Raw genomic sequence first — 20,321 nt, 5'->3', positions numbered from 1 at the left:
CGCGCAGGAACAGCTTGTAGCTCGCAGCTTGCAGCTTGGAGCTCGACGCTATGAACCTCTCCGGACCTTTCATCAAACGCCCCGTGGCAACCATGCTGCTCTCGCTGGCCATCATGTTGCTCGGCGGGGTCAGCTTCGGTCTGTTGCCGGTATCGCCGCTGCCGCAGATGGATTTCCCGGTGATCGTCGTCCAGGCCAGTCTGCCGGGCGCCAGTCCCGAGGTTATGGCTTCAACGGTGGCCACGCCGCTGGAGCGTTCGTTCGGTGCGATTGCCGGCGTCAACACCATGAGCAGCCGCTCCAGTCAGGGTTCGACGCGGGTGATTCTGCAATTTGACCTCGACCGCGACATCAACGGCGCGGCGCGGGAAGTGCAGGCGGCGATCAACGCCTCGCGCAATCTGCTGCCGAGCGGGATGCGCAGCATGCCGACCTATAAAAAGGTCAACCCGTCGCAGGCGCCGATCATGGTGCTGTCGCTGACTTCGGATGTGCTGGAAAAAGGCCAGCTCTACGACTTGGCCTCGACCATCCTCTCGCAAAGCCTGTCGCAAGTGCAGGGCGTCGGTGAAGTGCAGATCGGTGGCAGTTCGCTGCCGGCAGTGCGCATCGAGCTCGAACCGCAGGCGCTGAACCAGTACGGCGTGGCCCTCGACGATGTGCGCAAGACCATTGCCGACGCTAACGTACGGCGGCCCAAGGGTTCGGTCGAGGACGGCGAGCGCTTGTGGCAGATCCAGGCCAACGACCAGTTGGAGAAAGCCAAGGATTATGAGTCGCTGATCATTCACTACGCCGACGGCGCCGCATTGCGTCTCAAGGATGTGGCGAAAGTCAGCGATGGCGTCGAAGACCGTTACAACAGCGGTTTCTTCAACGACGACGCGGCGGTATTGCTGGTGATCAACCGTCAGGCCGGCGCCAACATCATCGAGACGGTCAACGAGATCAAGGCGCAGTTGCCCGCGCTGCAAGCGGTGCTGCCGGCCAGCGTCAAACTCAATTTGGCCATGGATCGCTCGCCAGTGATCAAGGCTACGCTGCATGAAGCCGAGATGACCTTGCTGATCGCCGTCGCCCTGGTGGTGCTGGTGGTGTACCTGTTTCTGGGTAACTTCCGCGCCTCGCTGATCCCGACCCTGGCGGTGCCGGTGTCGCTGGTCGGTACTTTCGCGGTGATGTATCTGTACGGGTTCTCGCTGAACAACCTGTCGCTGATGGCGCTGATTCTCGCCACCGGTCTGGTGGTGGACGACGCCATCGTGGTGCTGGAAAACATTTCCCGGCACATCGACGAAGGCGTCAAGCCGATGCAGGCCGCGTACCTCGGGGCCAAGGAAGTCGGCTTTACCCTGCTGTCGATGAACGTCTCGCTGGTGGCGGTGTTCCTGTCGATCCTGTTCATGGGCGGGCTGGTCGAGAGCTTGTTTCGCGAATTTTCCATTACGCTGGCGGCGGCAATCGTGGTGTCGCTGGTGGTGTCCCTGACGCTGACACCGATGCTCTGCGCGCGCTGGCTCAAGCCGCACACGCCGGGCCAGGAAAACCGCCTGCAACGCTGGAGCCACAAGACCAACGACTGGATGGTCGGCAAATACGCCACCAGCCTCGACTGGGTATTGCGTCATCGCCGTCTGACCTTGTTCAGCCTGCTGCTCACCGTTGGCGTCAACATTGCGCTTTATGTGGTGGTGCCGAAAACCTTCCTGCCGCAGCAGGACACCGGCCAGTTGATCGGTTTCGTGCGTGGCGACGACGGTCTGTCCTTCAACGTCATGCAGCCGAAAATGGAAACCTTCCGCCGCGCCGTGCTCAAGGATGAAGCGGTGGAAAGCGTGGCCGGGTTCATCGGCGGCAACAACGGCACCAACAACGCCTTCATGATCGTGCGCCTGAAGCCGATCAAGGAACGCCAGCTGTCGGCGCAGAAAGTCATCGAACGCCTGCGCAAGGAAATGCCCAAGGTGCCCGGGGCGCAGTTGATGCTGATGGCCGACCAGGATCTGCAGTTTGGTGGCGGCCGCGAGCAGACCAGTTCGCAATACACCTACATCCTGCAAAGCGGCGACCTCGCCGAGCTGCGCAAGTGGTTCCCGAAAGTGGTCACCGCGTTGCGTGCCTTGCCCGAGCTGACCGCCATCGACGCCCGCGAAGGTGCCGGGGCGCAACAGGTGACGCTGATTGTCGATCGTGATCAGGCGAAACGCCTGGGGGTCGACATGAACATGGTCACCGCCGTGCTCAACAACGCCTACAGCCAGCGGCAGATTTCGACGATCTACGACAGCCTCAACCAGTATCAGGTGGTGATGGAGGTCAATCCGAAATATGCCCAGGATCCGGTGACACTCAAGCAGGTCGAGGTGATTACCGCTGACGGTGCGCGCGTGCCGCTGTCGACGTTCGCCCATTACGAGAACAGCCTGGAAAACGACCGGGTCAGTCATGAAGGCCAGTTCGCGTCCGAAAGCATTTCCTTTGACATGGCCGAAGGCGTGACCGTAGAGCAGGGCAGTGCTGCCATTGAACGGGCGATCGCCAAGGTCGGCCTGCCGGAGGATGTAATTGCGAAAATGGCCGGCACCGCTGACGCCTTCGCCGCGACGCAGAAGAGCCAGCCGTTCATGATCCTCGGTGCGTTGCTGGCCGTGTACCTGGTGCTCGGTGTGCTGTATGAAAGCTACATCCACCCGCTGACCATTCTTTCGACTTTGCCCTCGGCCGGGGTCGGCGCGTTGCTGTCGATTTATGCACTGGGCGGCGAGTTCAGCCTGATTTCCCTGCTGGGGATATTCCTGCTGATCGGCGTGGTGAAAAAGAACGCCATTCTGATGATCGATCTGGCGCTGCAATTGGAGCGTCATCAGGGCCTGTCGCCGCTGGAGTCGATCCGCAGCGCCTGTCTGCAACGCCTGCGACCGATTCTGATGACCACGCTGGCGGCGATCCTCGGCGCCTTGCCGTTGCTGCTCGGCCGTGCCGAGGGTGCGGAAATGCGCCAGCCGCTGGGACTGACCATCATTGGCGGCCTGGTGTTCAGCCAGGTCCTGACCCTTTACACCACCCCGGTGGTTTACCTATATCTCGACAAGCTGCGCCATCGCTTCAACAAATGGCGTGGCGTGCGCACTGACGCCGCTCTGGAAACTCCGCTATGACTGACCGTTCGCTTCTCCAATTGGCCACCGTTCGCGGCTCGCGCCTGTTGAGCCTGTCACTGTGCGTGGCGCTGCTCAGCGCTTGCGCAGTCGGCCCGGACTACCAGCGCCCGCAAACTGCCGAAATCGCTCAGTTCAAGGAAGCCGAAGGCTGGCGTCAGGCCAATCCCAGCGACTCGCTGGCCCGTGGCGCCTGGTGGGAGTTGTACGGCGACCAACAGCTCAACGCCTTGATCGAAAAACTCAATAGCTCCAACCAGACCGTCGCCCAGTCTGAAGCGCAGTTTCGTCAGGCGCAGGCCTTGGTGCGCAGTGCACGCGGGGCATTTTACCCGAGCGTCGACCTGAGTCTGGGCAAGACCCGCTCGAGTCAGGGCACCGGTAGCAGCAGTTCGAGCCTGAGCAGTTCCTCAAGCGGCATCCGCGACACTTATAACGCGCAGTTGGGCGTCAGTTGGGAAGCCGACGTCTGGGGCAAGCTGCGCCGTGGCCTGGAGGCCGACGAGGCCAACGCCCAGGCGAGCTTTGCCGATCTGGCAGCGATGCGTCTGAGTCAGCAATCGGAACTGGTGCAGAACTACCTGCAACTGCGCGTCATCGATCAGCAGAAGCGTTTGCTCGAGGCCACCGTTGCCGCTTATCAACGCTCGCTGAAAATGACCCAAAACCAGTACCGCGCCGGGGTTTCCGGGCGCGATGCGGTGGCGCAGGCCCAAACCCAGTTGAAAAGCACCCAGGCCGATCTCGTCGACCTGATCTGGCAGCGCGCACAGTTTGAAAACGCTATTGCCGTACTGACCGGCGAAGCACCGGCCAACTTCAGCATCGCCGAAAGCCAGAGCATCCCGAATCTGCCGCAGGTACCGCTGAGCTTGCCCTCACAGCTGCTGGAACGCCGTCCTGACATCGCTTCGGCCGAACGCTCGGTGATTGCCGCCAATGCCAACATCGGCGTGGCGAAAGCCGCGTATTACCCGGACCTGACCCTGAGCCTGAGCGGCGGCTACAGCAGCAGTACCTCGAAAAACCTGATCAGCCTGCCGAACCGTTTCTGGTCGGTCGGCCCGCAGCTTTCTCTGCCGCTGTTCGACGGCGGCATTCGTTCGGCCGAGGTCGACCGCAGCGAAGCCGCCTACGACGAAACCGTCGCCCGCTACCGCCAGACCGTGCTCGACGGTTTCCGCGAAGTGGAAAACTACCTGGTCCAGCTCAAGGTGTATGAAGACGAAGCGGCGGTACGCCAGGAAGCGCTGGATGCCGCCCGCGATTCCCTGCGCCTGACGGAAAACCAGTACAAGGCCGGGCTGATTGCTTATATCGACGTGGTAGTGGTGCAGGCCACGGCGCTGAGTAACGAACGCAGTGTGCTGAATATTCTGCAGAGCCGACTGATCGCCAGCGTACAACTGATCGCCGCACTGGGCGGCGGCTGGGACGGCCAACTCGACGTCAGCGACAACCGCTGAACCTGTGGGAGCGAGCCTGCTCGCGAAAGCGGTGGGTCAGTCGAGCGAGATGTTGAAAGTGCCGACGCCTTCGCGAGCAGGCTCGCTCCCACGGGGATTAGTGTATGGCGTGAGATCGCTTTCACAAGGTGTGCTTAAAGCCCACCGCAGAGCCTTGTAGGACGATCGAACAAGCGTTTCATCGGCTTGATGGCAATTTGGTTACTTTGTCAGTGCGTTATTTCGCGCAATCAGTACAATCGCCGCATTTGCCCGACCGAGAATGGAAGCAGTACGGTTTCGGCTTGTCACGAGAACGTCCATGCTCATCGGCAGCTACTCCTTCACCCTGGTTTTCATTTCGTTGTGCGTGGCCATTCTGGCTTCCTACACGGCGCTCGATCTCACCGGGCGCATCGCCACGGCGAAAGGCCGGGCCGTGCATTTCTGGACGGCGGGCGGGGCGTTGGCGATGGGCGTTGGCGTCTGGTCGATGCATTTCATCGGCATGCTCGCCTTCAAATTGCCGATCGACCTGGGCTATGACTTCACCCTGACTGCGCTGTCGCTGCTGATCGCGGTGCTGTCCTGCGGTTTTGCGTTGTGGCTGGTCAGCCAACCGAAACTGCCACTGGCGCAACTGGCCTTCGGTGCGTTGATCATGGGAGCGGGCATCAGCGCCATGCACTACACCGGCATGGCCGCGCTGCGCATGACCCCGGGCATCGATTACGACCCGACATTGTTCAGCGCCTCCCTGCTGATCGCCGTCGGCGCCTCGGCAGCGGCGTTGTGGATTGCCTTTCGCCTGCGCCAGCATTCGCCCTATGTGCGGCTGATTCGTGCTGGCGCCGCGGTGATCATGGGGGTGGCGATTGTCGGCATGCACTACACCGGCATGGCGGCGGCGCAATTTCCTGACGGCAGTTTCTGCGGCGCGACGCTCAATGGCTTGAAGGGCAACGGCCTCGACAGCCTGGTCGTGGTCACCACGCTGGCGGTGCTGTCGATTGCCCTGTTGACCTCGATCCTCGACGCCCGCCTCGAAGCGCGCACCGCTGATCTGGCGCACTCGCTGACGGTGGCCAATCGCGAACTCACCCAATTGGCCTTGCACGATCCGCTGACCAGCCTGCCCAATCGCATGTTGCTCGACGACCGCATCAATCAGGCGATCAGAAAAGTTGAAGAGCAGGGCGGCTGCTTCGCCTTGATGTTCATCGACCTCGACGGTTTCAAACCGGTCAACGACGCATTCGGCCATCACATGGGCGACCAATTGCTGCGTGAGGTCGGCGCGCGTCTGCGTGAAGACTTGCGCAGCCAGGACACCCTGGCGCGGATCGGTGGCGATGAGTTCGTTTTACTGGTGCGCTTGAGCGAGCCCAATGACGCCTTGAGCCTGGCCGCGCGTCAGGTCGGCCTGATCGGTCGCACGTTCCGCGTCGCCGAGCATGACCTGCAGATTTCCGCCAGCGTCGGCATTGCCCTGTATCCGGGCAACGGCGCCAACGCCCAGGAACTGCTGATGAACGCCGACGCCGCGATGTACCACGCCAAGGGCGGTGGCAAGAACGGCTACAGCTTCTTCGATGCGTCGATGAACACCAACGCGCGCAAACAACTGCAACTGTTACAGGACCTGCGCGCGGCCATTGAGCACAACCAGTTCTGCCTGCATTACCAGCCCAAATTCGACGCCGCCAACGGTCGCCCCGTCGGTGCCGAAGCGCTGCTGCGCTGGAAGCATCCGCTGCATGGCATGTTGATGCCGGACAAGTTCATTGATCTGGCGGAGAAAACCGGGTTGATCATTCCGATGGGCGAATGGGTGCTCAACGAAGCCTGCCGGCAGATGCGCGAGTGGTACGTACTCGGTTACACCGACTGGCGCATCGCCGTGAACCTCTCGGCCTTGCAGTTCTGCCATGCCGGGCTGGTGCAAAGCGTGGCCAAGGCGCTGGCGACCCACCACTTGCCGGCCAACAGCCTGACCCTGGAAATCACTGAAACCACAGCTATGAGCGACGCCGATGCGAGCATGACCGTGCTGCAAGAGCTGTCGGACATGGGTGTCGACCTGTCGATCGACGACTTCGGCACCGGTTATTCCAGCCTGATGTACCTCAAGCGTTTGCCGGCCAATGAGCTGAAGATCGACCGCGGTTTCGTCCGCGATCTGGAGCATGACAGCGATGATGCGGCGATCGTCTCGGCGATTGTTGCGCTGGGGCAGGCCCTGGATCTGCGGATTGTCGCCGAGGGTGTCGAGACCGGCGCGCAACAGGATTTCCTCACCAAACTGGGCTGTGACTCGCTGCAGGGCTATCTGCTCGGCCACCCGATGCCGGCGGAGCGCTTCATGCAGGACATCGTGCGCGGGCAACGGCTGGCGGTGGTCTGAGAGACCCTGTGGGAGCGGGCTTGCTCGCGAAGGCGCCCGAATAGGCGCCACATGCAAAACCCGCCAATCGCAGTTATTCTTCCCCCGACTGTTACGTGTGCACGTGGGGGAAGGCCAGCATGGATAAAGTCATTGTCATCACCGGTGGCGGGCGCGGAATCGGCGCGGCTACGGCATTGTTGGCAGCCGAACAGGGCTACCGGATCTGCATCAACTATCAGTCGGATGAACAGGCCGCACACAACGTACTAGAGCAGGTTCGCGCCTTGGGCGCCCAGGCCATCGCGGTCCGCGCCGATGTCAGCATCGAAGACGAAGTGATCGCGATGTTTCAGCGCGTCGACGCCGAACTGGGCCGGGTTACCGCGCTGGTCAACAACGCGGGCACCGTCGGGCAGAAGTCGCGGGTCGATGAAATGTCCGAATTCCGCATCCTCAAAATCATGAAAACCAACGTGCTGGCGCCGATCCTCTGCGCCAAGCACGCGATCCTGCGCATGTCGCCCAAACACGGCGGGCAGGGCGGCAGCATCGTCAACGTCTCCTCGGTCGCGGCACGCCTCGGTTCGCCGAACGAGTACGTTGATTACGCCGCATCCAAGGGTGCGCTCGACACGTTCACCATCGGTCTGTCGAAAGAAGTCGCAGGTGAGGGCATTCGCGTCAATGCCGTGCGTCCGGGCTACATCTACACCGACTTCCATGCCCTGAGCGGCGACCCGGATCGGGTCAGCAAGCTCGAATCGGCGATTCCCATGGCCCGGGGCGGGCGGCCGGATGAAGTGGCGGAGGCGATTGTCTGGTTGCTGTCGGACAAGGCGTCGTATGCGACCGGGACGTTTGTTGATTTGGGGGGTGGGCGGTAAACCAGTGGATTTGCAGTGTTAATGCCGGACTCTTCGCGAGCAGGCTCGCTCCCACATTGGTTCTGTATTCACAAATCAACTGTGGGAGCGAGCCTGCTCGCGAAGGGGCCAGTCCAGACAACATCTATCCCTCAGAACGACCGCACAATCCGCCCCAACGTCTCCATGGCCTTTTCCGATTCCTCGGTCCACGGGCTGCCGTAATTCAAGCGAATGCAATTTCTGAAACGCTGGGTCGGTGAGAATATCGGCCCCGGCGCGATGCTGATGCCTTGCGCCAATGCCATTTGAAACAGCTTCAGCGAATCCATCTGCTCCGGCAATTCCAGCCACAGAAAGTAGCCGCCCGCCGGCTGGCTGACCCGGGTCTGCGCCGGAAAATACCGAGCAATCGCCGCGAGCATCGCGCTCTGCTGTTCTTCCAGGGCATAACGCAGTTTGCGCAGATGCCGATCGTAGCCGCCGTGTTGCAGATAATCGGCAATCGCCGCTTGCGCCGGCATCGAAGCGCACAGCGAGGTCATCAGCTTCAGTCGCTCGATCTTCTGCGCGAAACGCCCGGCCGCCACCCAGCCGATGCGGTAGCCGGGGGCGAGACTTTTGGCGAACGAGCCGCAATGCATGACCAATCCTTCAGTATCAAAAGCCTTGGCCGGTTTTGGCGCCTGTTGCCCGTAATAAAGCTCGGCGTAGACATCGTCCTCAATCAACGGCACCTGATGCTGACGCAGCAGTTCGACCAGCTCCTGTTTCTTCGCCTCGGGCACGGTCGCGCCCATCGGGTTCTGGAAACTGGTCATGCACCAGCAGGCCTTGATCGGATGGCGTTCCAGAGTTTGCGCGAGCACGCCGAGGTCGATGCCGTCACGCGGGTGCACGGGGATTTCCACGGCTTTGAGCTTCAGGCGCTCCAGCACTTGCAGGCAGGCATAAAACGCCGGGGCCTCGATGGCCACCAGATCGCCGGGCTCGGTCACTGCTTGCAGGCACAGGTTCAGCGCTTCGAGAGCGCCGTTGGTGATCAGTAGCTCTTCCATCGGCAGCATCAGCCCGCCGACCATGTAGCGCAGAGCAATCTGCCGGCGCAGTTGCGGGTTGCCCGGCGACATATCGGTGACGACCATGCGCGGATCCATCTCCCGCGCGGCGCTGGCCAGGGAGCGCGACAGGCGTTGCAGCGGAAACAGCGTCGGGCTGGGGAAGGCCGAGCCGAAGGGCACGGTGTTGGGGTCTTTGATCGAATCGAGCACCGAGAACACCAGTTCGCTGACGTCGACTTCGGTGGATTCGTTGACCTGACTGCTGATCACCGGCTCGGAAAATGTGCTCGGTGTATGGGCGTTGACGAAGTAACCGGAGCGCGGCCGGGCGCGGATCAGGCCACGGCGTTCGAGCAGGTAATAGGCCTGGAATACTGTCGACGGGCTGACCCCGTAAGCCTGGCTGGCATAGCGCACCGACGGTACTCGCTGGCCAGGGCCGAGGACGCCGGAGCGGATCAGTTCAGCGATGTCGTCGGCGAATTTTTCGTAGCGTTTCATGGTGGATCCGAATGGGGTCTATAAGGAATCGCGTCGCCTCCATTCGCGAGCAGGCTCGCTCCCACAACGACCGCGATTTCCTGTGGGAGCGAGCCTGCTCGCGAATGAAAGCACCGCAGTCTAAGGGCAATCAACGATTCATCGGCGCCACAAACCGGCTCTTCGCCACGCTGTATACCTGCGGCTCGTCACTGTCTTCAATCCTGAAACTCAATGTCTGCGAACTGCTCGCCGGGCGCTCGGTGGTCATCGCCACCGACACCGGCACATCGACAATCTCCCCGGGCGCCAGGCTCAATGCCGTTTTGCCCTGCAACTCAAACCCGTCGCCATCAACCAGACTCAACCGGTAATCCTGCCGTTGCTGAGTCTTGTTGATCACTTTCAGCGAATAAATATTCTCGATCTGGCCTTGAGCGTTCTCGCGGAACAACCCGCGATCCTTGGTCACGTCCAGCGACACCATCGGCCGCTCGATCAATGCCAATGCTAACGCTCCAATCATCAGCAACAGCACCGCTGTATAGCCAATCAAACGCGGACGCAGCAGATGAGTCTTGCCGCCCTGCAATTCGCGCTCGGAACTGTAGCGGATCAGGCCGCGCGGGTAATGCATTTTGTCCATGATCGAATCGCAGGCGTCGATGCATGCTGCGCAGCCGATGCATTCCATTTGCAAGCCATCGCGGATGTCGATGCCGGTCGGGCAGACCTGCACGCACAACTGGCAGTCGATGCAATCACCCAGGCCGGCTTCGACCGGGCGCACGTCACGCTTGCGCGGGCCGCGGTTTTCGCCGCGGCCGGCGTCGTAGGCAATGGTCAGCGTGTCCTTGTCGAACATCACACTCTGGAACCGCGCATACGGGCACATGTGCATGCACACCGCCTCACGCAGCCAACCGGCGTTGATGTAGGTGGCGGCGGCGAAAAACAGCACCCAGAACAGGCTGACGCCACCGATCTGCAGGGTCAGCAGCTCTTCGGCCAGCGGCCGGATCGGGGTGAAATAGCCGACGAAGGTCAGGCCGGTGATCACGCTGACTGCCAGCCACAGCGTGTGTTTGGCGGCACGCCGCGCCAGTTTGTTCAGGCTCCATGGCGCCGCTTGCAGTTTGATCCGCTGGTTGCGCTCGCCTTCGGTGATCTTCTCGCACCACATGAAGATCCACGTCCACGAACTCTGCGGGCAGGTGTAACCGCACCAGACGCGACCGGCAAACACGGTGATGGCGAAGAGTCCGAGCGCAGCAATGATCAGCAGGGCCGAGAGCAGAATGAAATCCTGCGGCCAGAACGTCGCGCCAAAGATGTGGAATTTGCTTTCCGCCAGATCCCAAAGTACGGCCTGCCGACCGCCCCAGTTCAGCCACACGGTGCCGAAGAACAGCACGAACAGAGCGCCGGCGCCGCTCATACGCAGGTTGCGGAACAGGCCGGTGAAACTGCGGGTGTGGATTTGCTTGTCGGTGGATCCGGCAGTCGCTTTCAGTGGGCGCGCGGGTACGCTCTGTATCGTCGGCGATGCTTCTACGGTTCGGACAGGGATTCGGTCGCTCATGGTCATTCGCTCATCAGCCTCCATCAGGCCGATGCACTATGAGCGGCGATCTGTTTGCAGAACAGACTCAGGTTTGGCAATAAAAAGCGGATCAGATGAGGTTTGACGCAATGCCTGCGACAACTTGAAGCAACCTGCCAGGCAAGGCGCAAACGCCTATTGCAGGCGTCTGCGACGGGTGTTGATCGAGATCAATCAAACCACCGAATCACTGTCATCGGCCTTCAGATGTTTGCGCCCGTCCTTGGCCCCGGCGACGGTCAAGGCATCGGCTTCTGCTTCGGTGATGTAGGTGCGTTTGCCTTCGATTTCCACGAACGACATGGCTTTGTCGCTATCGGTCAGGACTTCGAGGGTGTCGCAGATGCGAATTTCCTCACCATGCTCGACGGTAAAAAAACACACTTTCTGCTCGGGGTTGGATTCATCGATTCGAACGGGCATGGCGGCAGTCCTTGTTCCAGGGAGGTCTGCATATTAGGAAGCGCAGCGCGCCGATCGTTCTGCGCAACCGATTAATGGTCGCTGTTGTCCATCGCTTATCAAGCCAATAACAAGGGAGGCACGATGGAAGACTGGTGGGATGAAGTGTGGGCCACGATGCAAGCCGAATTTGCCGATATCGGCGACGCCTCGCAAATGACCCGGATCACCGTACGTCTGGTGATGGCGGCGATTCTCGGCGGGATTCTCGGATTTGAGCGCGAGCATAAAGGCAAGGCAGCGGGCGTGCGCACGCACATGCTGGTGGCATTGGGTGCTGCGCTATTCGTATTGGTGCCGCAGACCTCGGGCGCAGAATCCGATGCCATGAGTCGGGTCTTGCAGGGCGTGATTGCCGGGATCGGCTTTCTCGGCGCCGGGACCATTCTGAAAAATCAACAGGGCGACGAGGCCCATGTCAAAGGCCTGACCACGGCGGCGGGCTTATGGATGACGGCGGCGATCGGCGTGGCGGCGGGGCTGGGCAAGGAAGCGACGGCATTGCTCAGTACCATTCTGGCGCTGGCGATCTTCAGTGTGATGCCGTACGTGGTCAGAGTGTTCGAAAAGGATGTCGACAAGAACGACCACCTCTGACTCCCCGCCGGCTGATGATCGTTCCCACGCTCCGCGTGGGAATGCTTCAACGGACGCTCCGCGTTCGGCTCTGGATGGGACGCAGAGCGTCCCGGGCTGCATTCCCACGCGGAGCATGGGGACGATCAGGGGGCAAGGGTCAGACGATCACCGGCGGCATCGTGCTCGGTGGCTCTTCTTTCGGTGGTGGCGTGGTGCCTGGCGGCTCTTGCTCGGGCACCGGTGGCGGTTCGGTATCCGGCAGGGTGGGTTTGTCGATGTTCGGATCGGGCGTTTCCGCCGGGATCGGGATGCTCATCAGGTGACCTCCGTATGGCACATGGCGTGGGACGTGCTTAAGTGAGTTGACCCGGCCACGACAAATTCGATCCGCAGGTTTGTCTTGTTAATTTCATCTGAACTTTTCCCCGCGCCGGTTGCTCGGAACCTAAGTGAGTTCATGACAGGGCCGGCGCTTTGTCGCGAATACTGTTCCGGCACAAGAGCGTCCTTGGGGCGTTAAGGAGAGATGCTCAATGACTGCTGAAAGACCTTCAGAGCTGAGTTACAACCCGCACATGCCGCTGTCGCAGGCGTTGCTGCTGCCACGTATCGTCATCGAAAACACCATGCCGACTCTCGACGGCGGCCAGTTCGCCGCCAAATCGATTGCCGGGCGCGAAGTGGTGGTGACCAGCAAAGTGTTTGCCGACGGCCATGACAAGCTCGCCGTGCGTATTCGCTGGCGCGAGGAAGGCCAGGAAACCTGGCAGACCGAGGTCATGTCCGATCAGGGCAACAACACTTGGCAAGGCCAGTTCCGCCCTGAGGAGCAGGGCCGCTACCTGTATTGCATCGAAGCGTGGATCGACCATTTCGCCAGCTTCCAGTACGAACTGGAAAAGAAGCACAGCGCGGCGGTGCCGGTTTCTCTGGAGCTGCAGGAAGGCCGCACGATGGTGCAACAGGCCGCCGAACGCAGCGAAGGTCAGCTCAGCGAGCAGCTCGCGGCGCTGCACCATGAATTGTCGGGCCTGCTCGAAACCGAGCAGGTTGCGCTGTTTCTGCACTCGCGCAGTGCAGAGCTGATGGCCCAGGCCGATCACCGCGCCTACCTCAGCGTCAGCGCCGAATTCCCCATGGACGTCGAGCGCGAACTCGCCGAGTTCGCCAGTTGGTATGAGCTGTTTCCACGCTCGATCACCGACGATCCCCAGCGTCACGGCACTTTCAACGATGTGCACTCGCGTCTGCCGATGATTCAGGACATGGGCTTCGACGTGCTGTACTTCACGCCGATTCACCCCATCGGCCGCGCTCACCGCAAGGGCCGCAACAATTCCCTGACTGCCGGCCCGGACGATCCCGGCAGTCCGTACGCGATCGGCAGCGAGGAGGGTGGCCACGAAGCGATTCACTCGCAACTCGGCACCCGTGAAGATTTCCGCCGTTTGGTGGCCGCCGCCGCCGATCACGGTCTGGAAATCGCTCTCGACTTCGCCATCCAGTGTTCCCAGGACCACCCGTGGCTCAAGGAGCATCCGGGCTGGTTTAACTGGCGCCCGGACGGCACGATCAAATATGCCGAAAATCCGCCGAAGAAATACCAGGACATCGTCAACGTCGACTTCTATGCGCCGGACGCGATTCCGAGCCTCTGGGTCGAGTTGCGCGACATCGTCGTCGGCTGGGTCAAGGAAGGCGTGAAAATCTTCCGCGTCGACAACCCGCACACCAAACCGCTGCCGTTCTGGCAATGGCTGATCGCCGATGTGCGCACGCTGTATCCGGAAGTGATCTTCCTCGCCGAGGCCTTCACCACGCCGGCGATGATGGCGCGTCTGGGCAAGGTCGGGTATTCGCAGAGCTACACCTATTTCACCTGGCGCAATACCAAGGCCGAACTGGCGGAATACTTCACCGAGCTGAATCAGTCGCCGTGGCGCGAATGCTACCGGCCGAATTTCTTCGTCAATACCCCGGACATCAACCCGGCATTTTTGCATGAGTCGGGGCGTCCCGGTTTCCTCATTCGCGCGGCGCTGGCGACTATGGGCTCGGGGCTGTGGGGCATGTATTCCGGTTTCGAATTGTGCGAATCGGCGCCGGTGCCGGGCAAAGAGGAATACCTGGATTCGGAGAAATACGAGATCCGTGTCCGCGATTTCACCGCGCCCGGCAACATCATTGCCGAGATCGCTCAGCTCAACCGCATCCGCCGGCAGAATCCGGCGCTGCACACGCATCTGGGGCTGAAAATCTACAACGCCTGGAACGACAACATTCTGTACTTCGGCAAGCGCAGCGCCGATGGCAGCAATTTCGTTCTGGTCGCGGTCAGTCTTGATCCGCATAACGTGCAGGAAGCGAATTTCGAACTGCCGCTGTGGGAAATGGGCCTGCCGGACGATGCCACCACCCATGGCGAAGATTTGATGAACGGCCATCGCTGGGACTGGCACGGCAAATATCAGTTCATGCGCATCGACCCGGCGTATCAGCCGTTCGGGATTTGGCGGATCAGCGCCACGTAATGATCGTTCCCACGCTCTGCGTGGGAATGCATCCCGGGACGCTCCGCGTCCCAAAGCGGACGCAGAGCGTCCATGGCGGCATTCCCACGCAGAGCGTGGGAACGATCGTCGTGGGACGCCCATAAAGTATTCAACAGGAGTTCCACATGGCGAAGAAACCCAAGGCAGCCGCCTTCATCAAAGACCCGCTCTGGTACAAGGACGCGGTGATCTATCAGGTTCACGTCAAATCGTTTTTCGACTCCAACAATGACGGGATCGGCGACTTTCCCGGGCTTATCGCCAAACTCGATTACATTGCCGACCTCGGCGTCAACACCATCTGGCTGCTGCCGTTCTACCCCTCGCCACGTCGCGACGACGGCTACGACATCGCCGAATACCGTGGCGTGCACAGCGACTACGGGACCATGGCCGACGCCAAGCGCTTCATTGCCGAAGCGCACAAGCGCGGTCTGCGGGTGATTACCGAACTGGTCATCAACCACACCTCCGACCAGCACCCGTGGTTTCAGCGTGCGCGTAAAGCCAAGCCGGGTTCGGCGGCGCGGGATTTCTACGTCTGGTCCGATGACGACCAGAAATACGACGGCACGCGGATCATCTTCCTCGACACCGAGAAGTCCAACTGGACCTGGGACCCGGTCGCCGGTCAGTACTTCTGGCACCGCTTCTACTCGCACCAGCCGGATCTGAACTTCGATAACCCGCAAGTCATGAAAGCCGTGTTGTCGGTGATGCGCTACTGGCTGGACATGGGCATCGACGGCCTGCGCCTCGACGCGATTCCGTACCTGATCGAGCGCGACGGCACCAACAACGAAAACCTGCCCGAGACCCACGACGTCCTCAAGCAGATCCGTGCCGAGATCGACGCCAACTACCCCGACCGCATGCTGCTGGCCGAGGCCAATCAGTGGCCGGAAGACACTCAGCTGTATTTCGGTGACACCGATGCCGCTGGCGTCAATGGCGACGAATGCCACATGGCCTTCCACTTCCCGCTGATGCCGCGCATGTACATGGCGCTGGCGCAGGAAGATCGCTTCCCGATTACCGACATTCTCCGGCAGACCCCGGAAATTCCGGCGAATTGCCAGTGGGCGATCTTCCTGCGCAACCACGATGAGCTGACCCTGGAAATGGTCACCGACCGCGAGCGCGATTACCTGTGGAATTACTACGCGGCTGACCGTCGCGCACGGATCAACCTCGGTATTCGCCGCCGTCTCGCACCGTTGATGGAACGCGACCGTCGCCGCATCGAACTGCTCAACAGCCTGCTACTGTCGATGCCCGGCACGCCAACCCTGTATTACGGCGACGAAATCGGCATGGGCGACAACATCTACCTCGGCGATCGCGACGGCGTGCGTACGCCGATGCAGTGGTCGATCGACCGCAACGGCGGTTTCTCCCGCGCCGATCCGGCCAGTCTGGTACTGCCGCCGATCATGGATCCGCAGTATGGCTATCAGTCGGTCAACGTCGAAACCCAGTCCGGCGATCCGCATTCGCTGTTGAACTGGACGCGGCGCCTGCTGGCCGTGCGCAAGCAATCGAAAGCCTTCGGCCGCGGCACGTTGAAAATGCTCTCGCCGGCCAACCGTCGCGTGCTGGCTTACACCCGCGAATACACCGATGCCGACGGCAAGCACGAAATCATTCTGTGCGTGGCCAACGTCTCGCGCAGTGCGCAAGCGGTCGAGCTGGACCTGTCGGCGTATGTCGGCATGGTGCCGGTGGAAATGCTCGGTGGTAACGCGTTCCCGCCGATCGGTCAGTTGAATTTCCTCCTGACCCTGGCGCCGTACGGTTTCTATTGGTTTGCACTGGCGGCAGAAAACCAGATGCCGAGCTGGCACGTCGAGCCGGCGCAGAGCCTGCCGGACTTCACCACGCTGGTACTGAAAAAACGCATGGAAGAGCTGCTCGAAGCGCCGTCGCGTACGACGCTGGAGCAAAGCATTCTGCCGAGCTGGCTGCAGAACCGTCGCTGGTTCGCCGGCAAGGACGCAGCGATCGAGAAGGTCAATCTGGCCTATGGCGTGCGCTTCGGCGATGCCCAGCATCCGGTGCTGCTCAGCGAAATCGAAGTCACCAGCGGTGGCCAGACCAACCGTTATCAACTGCCGTTCGGCTTCATTGGCGAAGACCATGTCGGCCCGCCGTTGCCGCAGCAATTGGCGCTATCGCGTGTACGCCGTGTGCGTCAGGTCGGCCTGATTACCGATGCGTTCAGTCTGGAAACCTTCGTCCGCGCCGTTCTGCAAGGCATGCAGAACAACACCATACTGGAGTCGATCGAAGGCGAAATCCGCTTCGAACAGACAGATCATCTGGAAAAGCTCGGCCTCGGCGCCGAGTCGGATGTGCGCTACCTGTCGGCCGAGCAATCGAACAGCTCAGTGGTTGTCGGCAACAGCCTGGTGCTTAAGCTGATACGCAAAGTGGCTTCTGGCGTACACCCGGAACTGGAAATGAGCGCTTACCTGACCGAGGCCGGGTTTGCCAATATCTCGCCACTGCTGGGTTCGGTGATTCGCCGCGATGCTCTGGGTGAAGACAATCTGCTGATGATCGCCCAAGGCTATCTGAGCAATCAGGGCGACGCGTGGGAATGGACGCAGAACAACCTTGAACGGGCGCTGCGTGATGAACTGGCCGACGCCATGTCCGAGCAGGAGCAGCATTACAACGCCCTCGGCGAGCTGAAGGACTTCGCCGGCATGCTCGGCCAACGTCTGGGCGAGATGCATCAGGTGCTCGCTGCGCCAACCGACAACGCGGACTTTGCGCCGCAGGTGTCGTCGAGCAAGGACATGGCCACGACGGCCAAGGATGTCACTGCCCAGGTCGAACATGCCTTGAAACTGCTCAAGCAGCATCAAGGCGAGTTGAACGCGGCGGACCAGAAACTGGTCAAGCGTCTGCTCGACGAGAAGAAAACCATTCTTGCCCATGTGCAGGATCTGGCGAAGAAAGCCACTGGCGGCTTGCGCATCCGGGTGCATGGCGACTTGCATTTGGGTCAGGTGCTGGTGATCAAGGGCGATGCCTACTTGATCGACTTCGAGGGCGAACCGGCGCGGCCGTTGAGTGAGCGTCGCGGCAAGCACAGCCCGTACAAGGATGTCAGCGGCGTACTGCGTTCGTTCGATTACGCAGCGGCGATGACCATCAATGTGCACAACGTCGACAACAGCGTCGAAGCCGAAGCGGCGCGTAAACGTGTCGCCGAGCGTTATCTGCGCGAAGCACGCGAGGCATTTGTCCAGGCATACCGCGAGGCAGCAGCTAGTCTTGAGCATGCCTGGCAGGATCCTCAGGGTGCCGACGCCGCGCTGGCGTTGTTCGGCCTGGAAAAAGCCGCTTATGAAGTGGCCTACGAGGCGGAAAACCGCCCAACGTGGCTGCCCGTGCCATTGCACGGCTTGTATGGATTATTGACAGGGCTTAAACCCTTTTCCGATCTTGGTGGAGAGTAGTCATGAGTTTCTCGAACAAGGAACAGGGTGTGGTAAAGGAAGCATTGTTACCCTCGGCACGCGACATCGATGCTTTGGTACGCGCTGAACATCAGGACCCGTTTTCCATTCTCGGCCCGCACGGCGATGGCGCTGGTGGGCAGTTCATCCGCGCTTATCTGCCCGGTGCGCTGAGTGTGGCGGTGCTGGACAAGGACAGCGGGGAAGAGCTTGGCCCGCTGGAGATGACCGAGACGCCGGGGCTGTTTGTCGGCCATTTCGATCAGGCGCGACCGTACCTGTTGCGCACGCGCTGGGCCGGTGGCGAGCAGGTCGCCGAAGATCCGTACAGCTTTGGCCAACTGCTCGGCGAAATGGATTTGTATCTGTTCGCCGAAGGCAATCACCGTGACCTCAGCGCTTGCCTCGGTGCACAGCTGAAAACCGTTGATGGCGTGGACGGTGTTCGCTTTGCCGTGTGGGCGCCGAATGCCCGCCGTGTTTCGGTGGTCGGCGATTTCAACGTCTGGGACGGTCGCCGTCACCCGATGCGTCTGCGCCACCCTTCGGGCGTGTGGGAGTTGTTCATCCCGCGCCTGCAAGCGGGGGAGTTGTACAAGTACGAAATCCTCGGCGCCCACGGCATTCTGCCGCTCAAGGCCGACCCGATGGCGCTGGCCACCAGCCTGCCACCGGACACCGCCTCGAAAGTCGCCTCGCCGTTGCAAATCGACTGGCAGGATCACGATTGGATGAATTCCCGTCAGGATCGCCAGCAGCGCTCCAAGCCTCTGTCGATCTACGAGTTGCACGCCGGCTCCTGGCAGTGCGAGCTGGATGATCTCGGCGAAGTCGCGCGCCAGTACACCTGGCCGGAACTGGCCGAGCGGCTGATTCCTTATGTGAAAGAGCTGGGATTCACCCACATCGAATTGATGCCGATCATGGAGCACCCGTTCGGTGGTTCCTGGGGTTACCAGTTGCTTTCGCAGTTCGCGCCGAGCGCACGTTACGGCACACCGGATCAGTTCGCCGCGTTCGTCAATGCCTGTCACCAGGCCGACATCGGTGTGATTCTCGATTGGGTGCCGGCGCATTTCCCCACCGATACCCATGGCTTGGCGCAGTTCGACGGCACCGCGCTGTACGAGTACGGCAATCCGCTGGAAGGCTTCCATCAGGATTGGGACACGCTGATCTACAACCTCGGTCGCACCGAAGTGCACGGTTACATGCTGGCCTCGGCGCTGCACTGGCTGAAACACTTCCATATCGACGGCCTGCGTGTCGATGCGGTGGCCTCGATGCTGTATCGCGATTATTCGCGCAAGGCTGGCGAATGGGTGCCGAACCGCCACGGCGGTCGCGAGAACCTGGAGGCCATCGACTTCCTGCGTCATTTGAACGACGTGGTTGAACTGGAAGCGCCGGGTGCGCTGGTGATTGCCGAAGAATCCACCGCATGGCCGGGCGTCAGCCAGAGCACCCAGCAGGGCGGCCTGGGCTTTTCCTATAAGTGGAACATGGGCTGGATGCACGACTCGCTGCACTACATCCAGCAGGACCCGGTGTACCGCGCCCATCACCACAACGAGTTGAGCTTTGGTCTGGTCTATGCCTGGTCGGAACGCTTCATCCTGCCGATTTCCCACGACGAAGTGGTGCACGGCAAGCACTCGCTGATCGACAAGATGCCCGGCGACCGCTGGCAGAAGTTCGCCAACCTGCGCGCCTATCTGAGCTTCATGTGGACGCATCCGGGCAAGAAGCTGTTGTTCATGGGCTGCGAGTTTGGCCAGTGGCGCGAGTGGAACCACGATCAGCAACTGGACTGGTACCTGCTGCAGTACTCCGAGCACAAAGGTGTGCAGAAACTGGTTGGCGATCTCAACCGGCTGTATCGCGAAGAGCCGGCGCTGCACGATCAGGACGACGCGCCGCAAGGCTTCCAGTGGTTGATTGGCGATGATGCGATCAACAGCGTTTACGCGTGGTTGCGCTGGAGTAAGGACGGCTCGCCAGTGCTGGTGGTTGCCAACTTCACACCGGTACCGCGCCAGTCGTATCGCGTCGGCGTGCCGTTTGCCGGGCGCTGGACCGAGCTGTTCAACAGTGACGCCGACATTTACGCCGGCTCCAACTATGGCAATGGTGGCGGGGCATTGACCGATGAAGTACCGAGTCATGGTCAATCGTTGTCGCTGGAACTGAATCTTCCGCCGTTGGCGGTGTTGATTCTCAAGCCGCAGGGCTAGCAGCTGTGGGAGCGAGCCTGCTCGCGAAGGC

12 protein-coding genes are annotated in these 20,321 nt (G+C 61.0%); 8 read left to right on the top strand and 4 right to left on the bottom strand.

What is annotated here, in order from left to right; genetic code table 11:
- Positions 1-50: 50 nt before the first annotated feature.
- The 4 genes from JWU58_RS14170 to JWU58_RS14155 all read left to right on the top strand — a co-directional run bounded on the left by JWU58_RS14170 (position 51) and on the right by JWU58_RS14155 (position 7,873).
- Complete coding sequence (locus tag JWU58_RS14170) at positions 51-3,158, top strand: efflux RND transporter permease subunit (RefSeq protein WP_071172349.1); 3,108 nt, start codon at positions 51-53, stop codon at positions 3,156-3,158.
- A complete protein-coding gene (locus JWU58_RS14165) occupies positions 3,155-4,624 on the top strand; it encodes an efflux transporter outer membrane subunit (protein ID WP_206420331.1) in 1,470 nt (489 codons plus the stop codon). Before JWU58_RS14170 ends, JWU58_RS14165 begins: the two co-directional genes overlap by 4 nt.
- Positions 4,625-4,925: 301 nt before the next feature.
- Positions 4,926-7,007, top strand: coding sequence for a putative bifunctional diguanylate cyclase/phosphodiesterase (locus tag JWU58_RS14160; RefSeq protein WP_024012869.1), 2,082 nt, complete (start codon positions 4,926-4,928; stop codon positions 7,005-7,007).
- 119 nt (positions 7,008-7,126) lie between these two features.
- Positions 7,127-7,873 (top strand): SDR family oxidoreductase, encoded by a 747-nt coding sequence (locus JWU58_RS14155; RefSeq protein ID WP_123442552.1) that lies wholly within the window; start codon positions 7,127-7,129, stop codon positions 7,871-7,873.
- A gap of 131 nt (positions 7,874-8,004) precedes the next feature.
- On the opposite strand, the gene mapR is transcribed toward JWU58_RS14155, so the two are convergent.
- From mapR to JWU58_RS14140, 3 genes are all read right to left on the bottom strand, one after another.
- A complete protein-coding gene (gene mapR / locus JWU58_RS14150; protein WP_071172353.1) occupies positions 8,005-9,414 on the bottom strand; it encodes a GntR family transcriptional regulator MpaR in 1,410 nt (469 codons plus the stop codon).
- 130 nt (positions 9,415-9,544) lie between these two features.
- Complete coding sequence (ccoG, locus tag JWU58_RS14145) at positions 9,545-10,975, bottom strand: cytochrome c oxidase accessory protein CcoG (protein ID WP_206420330.1); 1,431 nt, start codon at positions 10,973-10,975, stop codon at positions 9,545-9,547.
- A gap of 195 nt (positions 10,976-11,170) precedes the next feature.
- Positions 11,171-11,419 carry a DUF3203 family protein gene (locus tag JWU58_RS14140; protein ID WP_016774630.1) on the bottom strand — a complete coding sequence of 83 codons (249 nt, stop codon included), beginning with the start codon at positions 11,417-11,419 and terminating at the stop codon, positions 11,171-11,173.
- A 123-nt stretch (positions 11,420-11,542) separates the two neighbouring features.
- On the opposite strand from JWU58_RS14140, the gene JWU58_RS14135 reads away from it, so the two are divergent.
- Positions 11,543-12,055, top strand: coding sequence for an MgtC/SapB family protein (locus tag JWU58_RS14135; protein WP_016774631.1), 513 nt, complete (start codon positions 11,543-11,545; stop codon positions 12,053-12,055).
- 139 nt (positions 12,056-12,194) lie between these two features.
- Here the strand turns inward: JWU58_RS14135 and JWU58_RS14130 are convergent, their stop codons facing one another.
- A complete protein-coding gene (locus JWU58_RS14130; RefSeq protein ID WP_163012245.1) occupies positions 12,195-12,353 on the bottom strand; it encodes a hypothetical protein in 159 nt (52 codons plus the stop codon).
- Between the two features lie 217 nt (positions 12,354-12,570).
- Here JWU58_RS14130 and JWU58_RS14125 point away from each other — a divergent pair, with 217 nt between their 5' ends.
- The 3 genes from JWU58_RS14125 (at position 12,571) to glgB (ending at position 20,290) form a co-directional block, all read left to right on the top strand.
- Positions 12,571-14,568 (top strand): alpha-1,4-glucan--maltose-1-phosphate maltosyltransferase, encoded by a 1,998-nt coding sequence (locus tag JWU58_RS14125; protein ID WP_206420329.1) that lies wholly within the window; start codon positions 12,571-12,573, stop codon positions 14,566-14,568.
- Between the two features lie 146 nt (positions 14,569-14,714).
- Positions 14,715-18,056, top strand: coding sequence for a maltose alpha-D-glucosyltransferase (treS, locus tag JWU58_RS14120; protein ID WP_123442549.1), 3,342 nt, complete (start codon positions 14,715-14,717; stop codon positions 18,054-18,056).
- A 2-nt stretch (positions 18,057-18,058) separates the two neighbouring features.
- On the top strand, positions 18,059-20,290 hold the full coding sequence (gene glgB, locus JWU58_RS14115; protein WP_206420328.1) for a 1,4-alpha-glucan branching protein GlgB: 2,232 nt from the start codon (positions 18,059-18,061) through the stop codon (positions 20,288-20,290).
- Positions 20,291-20,321: the final 31 nt, after the last annotated feature.

This window comes from Pseudomonas atacamensis, from assembly GCF_017167965.1.
GTDB classification, from domain to species: domain Bacteria; phylum Pseudomonadota; class Gammaproteobacteria; order Pseudomonadales; family Pseudomonadaceae; genus Aquipseudomonas; species Aquipseudomonas atacamensis.
This window is presented reverse-complemented; position numbering and strand designations above follow the sequence as displayed.

Bases quoted from the DNA above. Each gene is read 5' to 3' on its own strand.
- JWU58_RS14170 (WP_071172349.1), top strand. From the start codon at position 51: ATGAACCTCTCCGGACCTTTCATCAAACGCCCCGTGGCAACCATGCTG.
- JWU58_RS14165 (WP_206420331.1), top strand. From the start codon at position 3,155: ATGACTGACCGTTCGCTTCTCCAATTGGCCACCGTTCGCGGCTCGCGC.
- JWU58_RS14160 (WP_024012869.1), top strand. From the start codon at position 4,926: ATGCTCATCGGCAGCTACTCCTTCACCCTGGTTTTCATTTCGTTGTGC.
- JWU58_RS14155 (WP_123442552.1), top strand. From the start codon at position 7,127: ATGGATAAAGTCATTGTCATCACCGGTGGCGGGCGCGGAATCGGCGCG.
- mapR (WP_071172353.1), bottom strand. From the start codon at position 9,414: ATGAAACGCTACGAAAAATTCGCCGACGACATCGCTGAACTGATCCGC.
- ccoG (WP_206420330.1), bottom strand. From the start codon at position 10,975: ATGAGCGACCGAATCCCTGTCCGAACCGTAGAAGCATCGCCGACGATA.
- JWU58_RS14140 (WP_016774630.1), bottom strand. From the start codon at position 11,419: ATGCCCGTTCGAATCGATGAATCCAACCCCGAGCAGAAAGTGTGTTTT.
- JWU58_RS14135 (WP_016774631.1), top strand. From the start codon at position 11,543: ATGGAAGACTGGTGGGATGAAGTGTGGGCCACGATGCAAGCCGAATTT.
- JWU58_RS14130 (WP_163012245.1), bottom strand. From the start codon at position 12,353: ATGAGCATCCCGATCCCGGCGGAAACGCCCGATCCGAACATCGACAAA.
- JWU58_RS14125 (WP_206420329.1), top strand. From the start codon at position 12,571: ATGACTGCTGAAAGACCTTCAGAGCTGAGTTACAACCCGCACATGCCG.
- treS (WP_123442549.1), top strand. From the start codon at position 14,715: ATGGCGAAGAAACCCAAGGCAGCCGCCTTCATCAAAGACCCGCTCTGG.
- glgB (WP_206420328.1), top strand. From the start codon at position 18,059: ATGAGTTTCTCGAACAAGGAACAGGGTGTGGTAAAGGAAGCATTGTTA.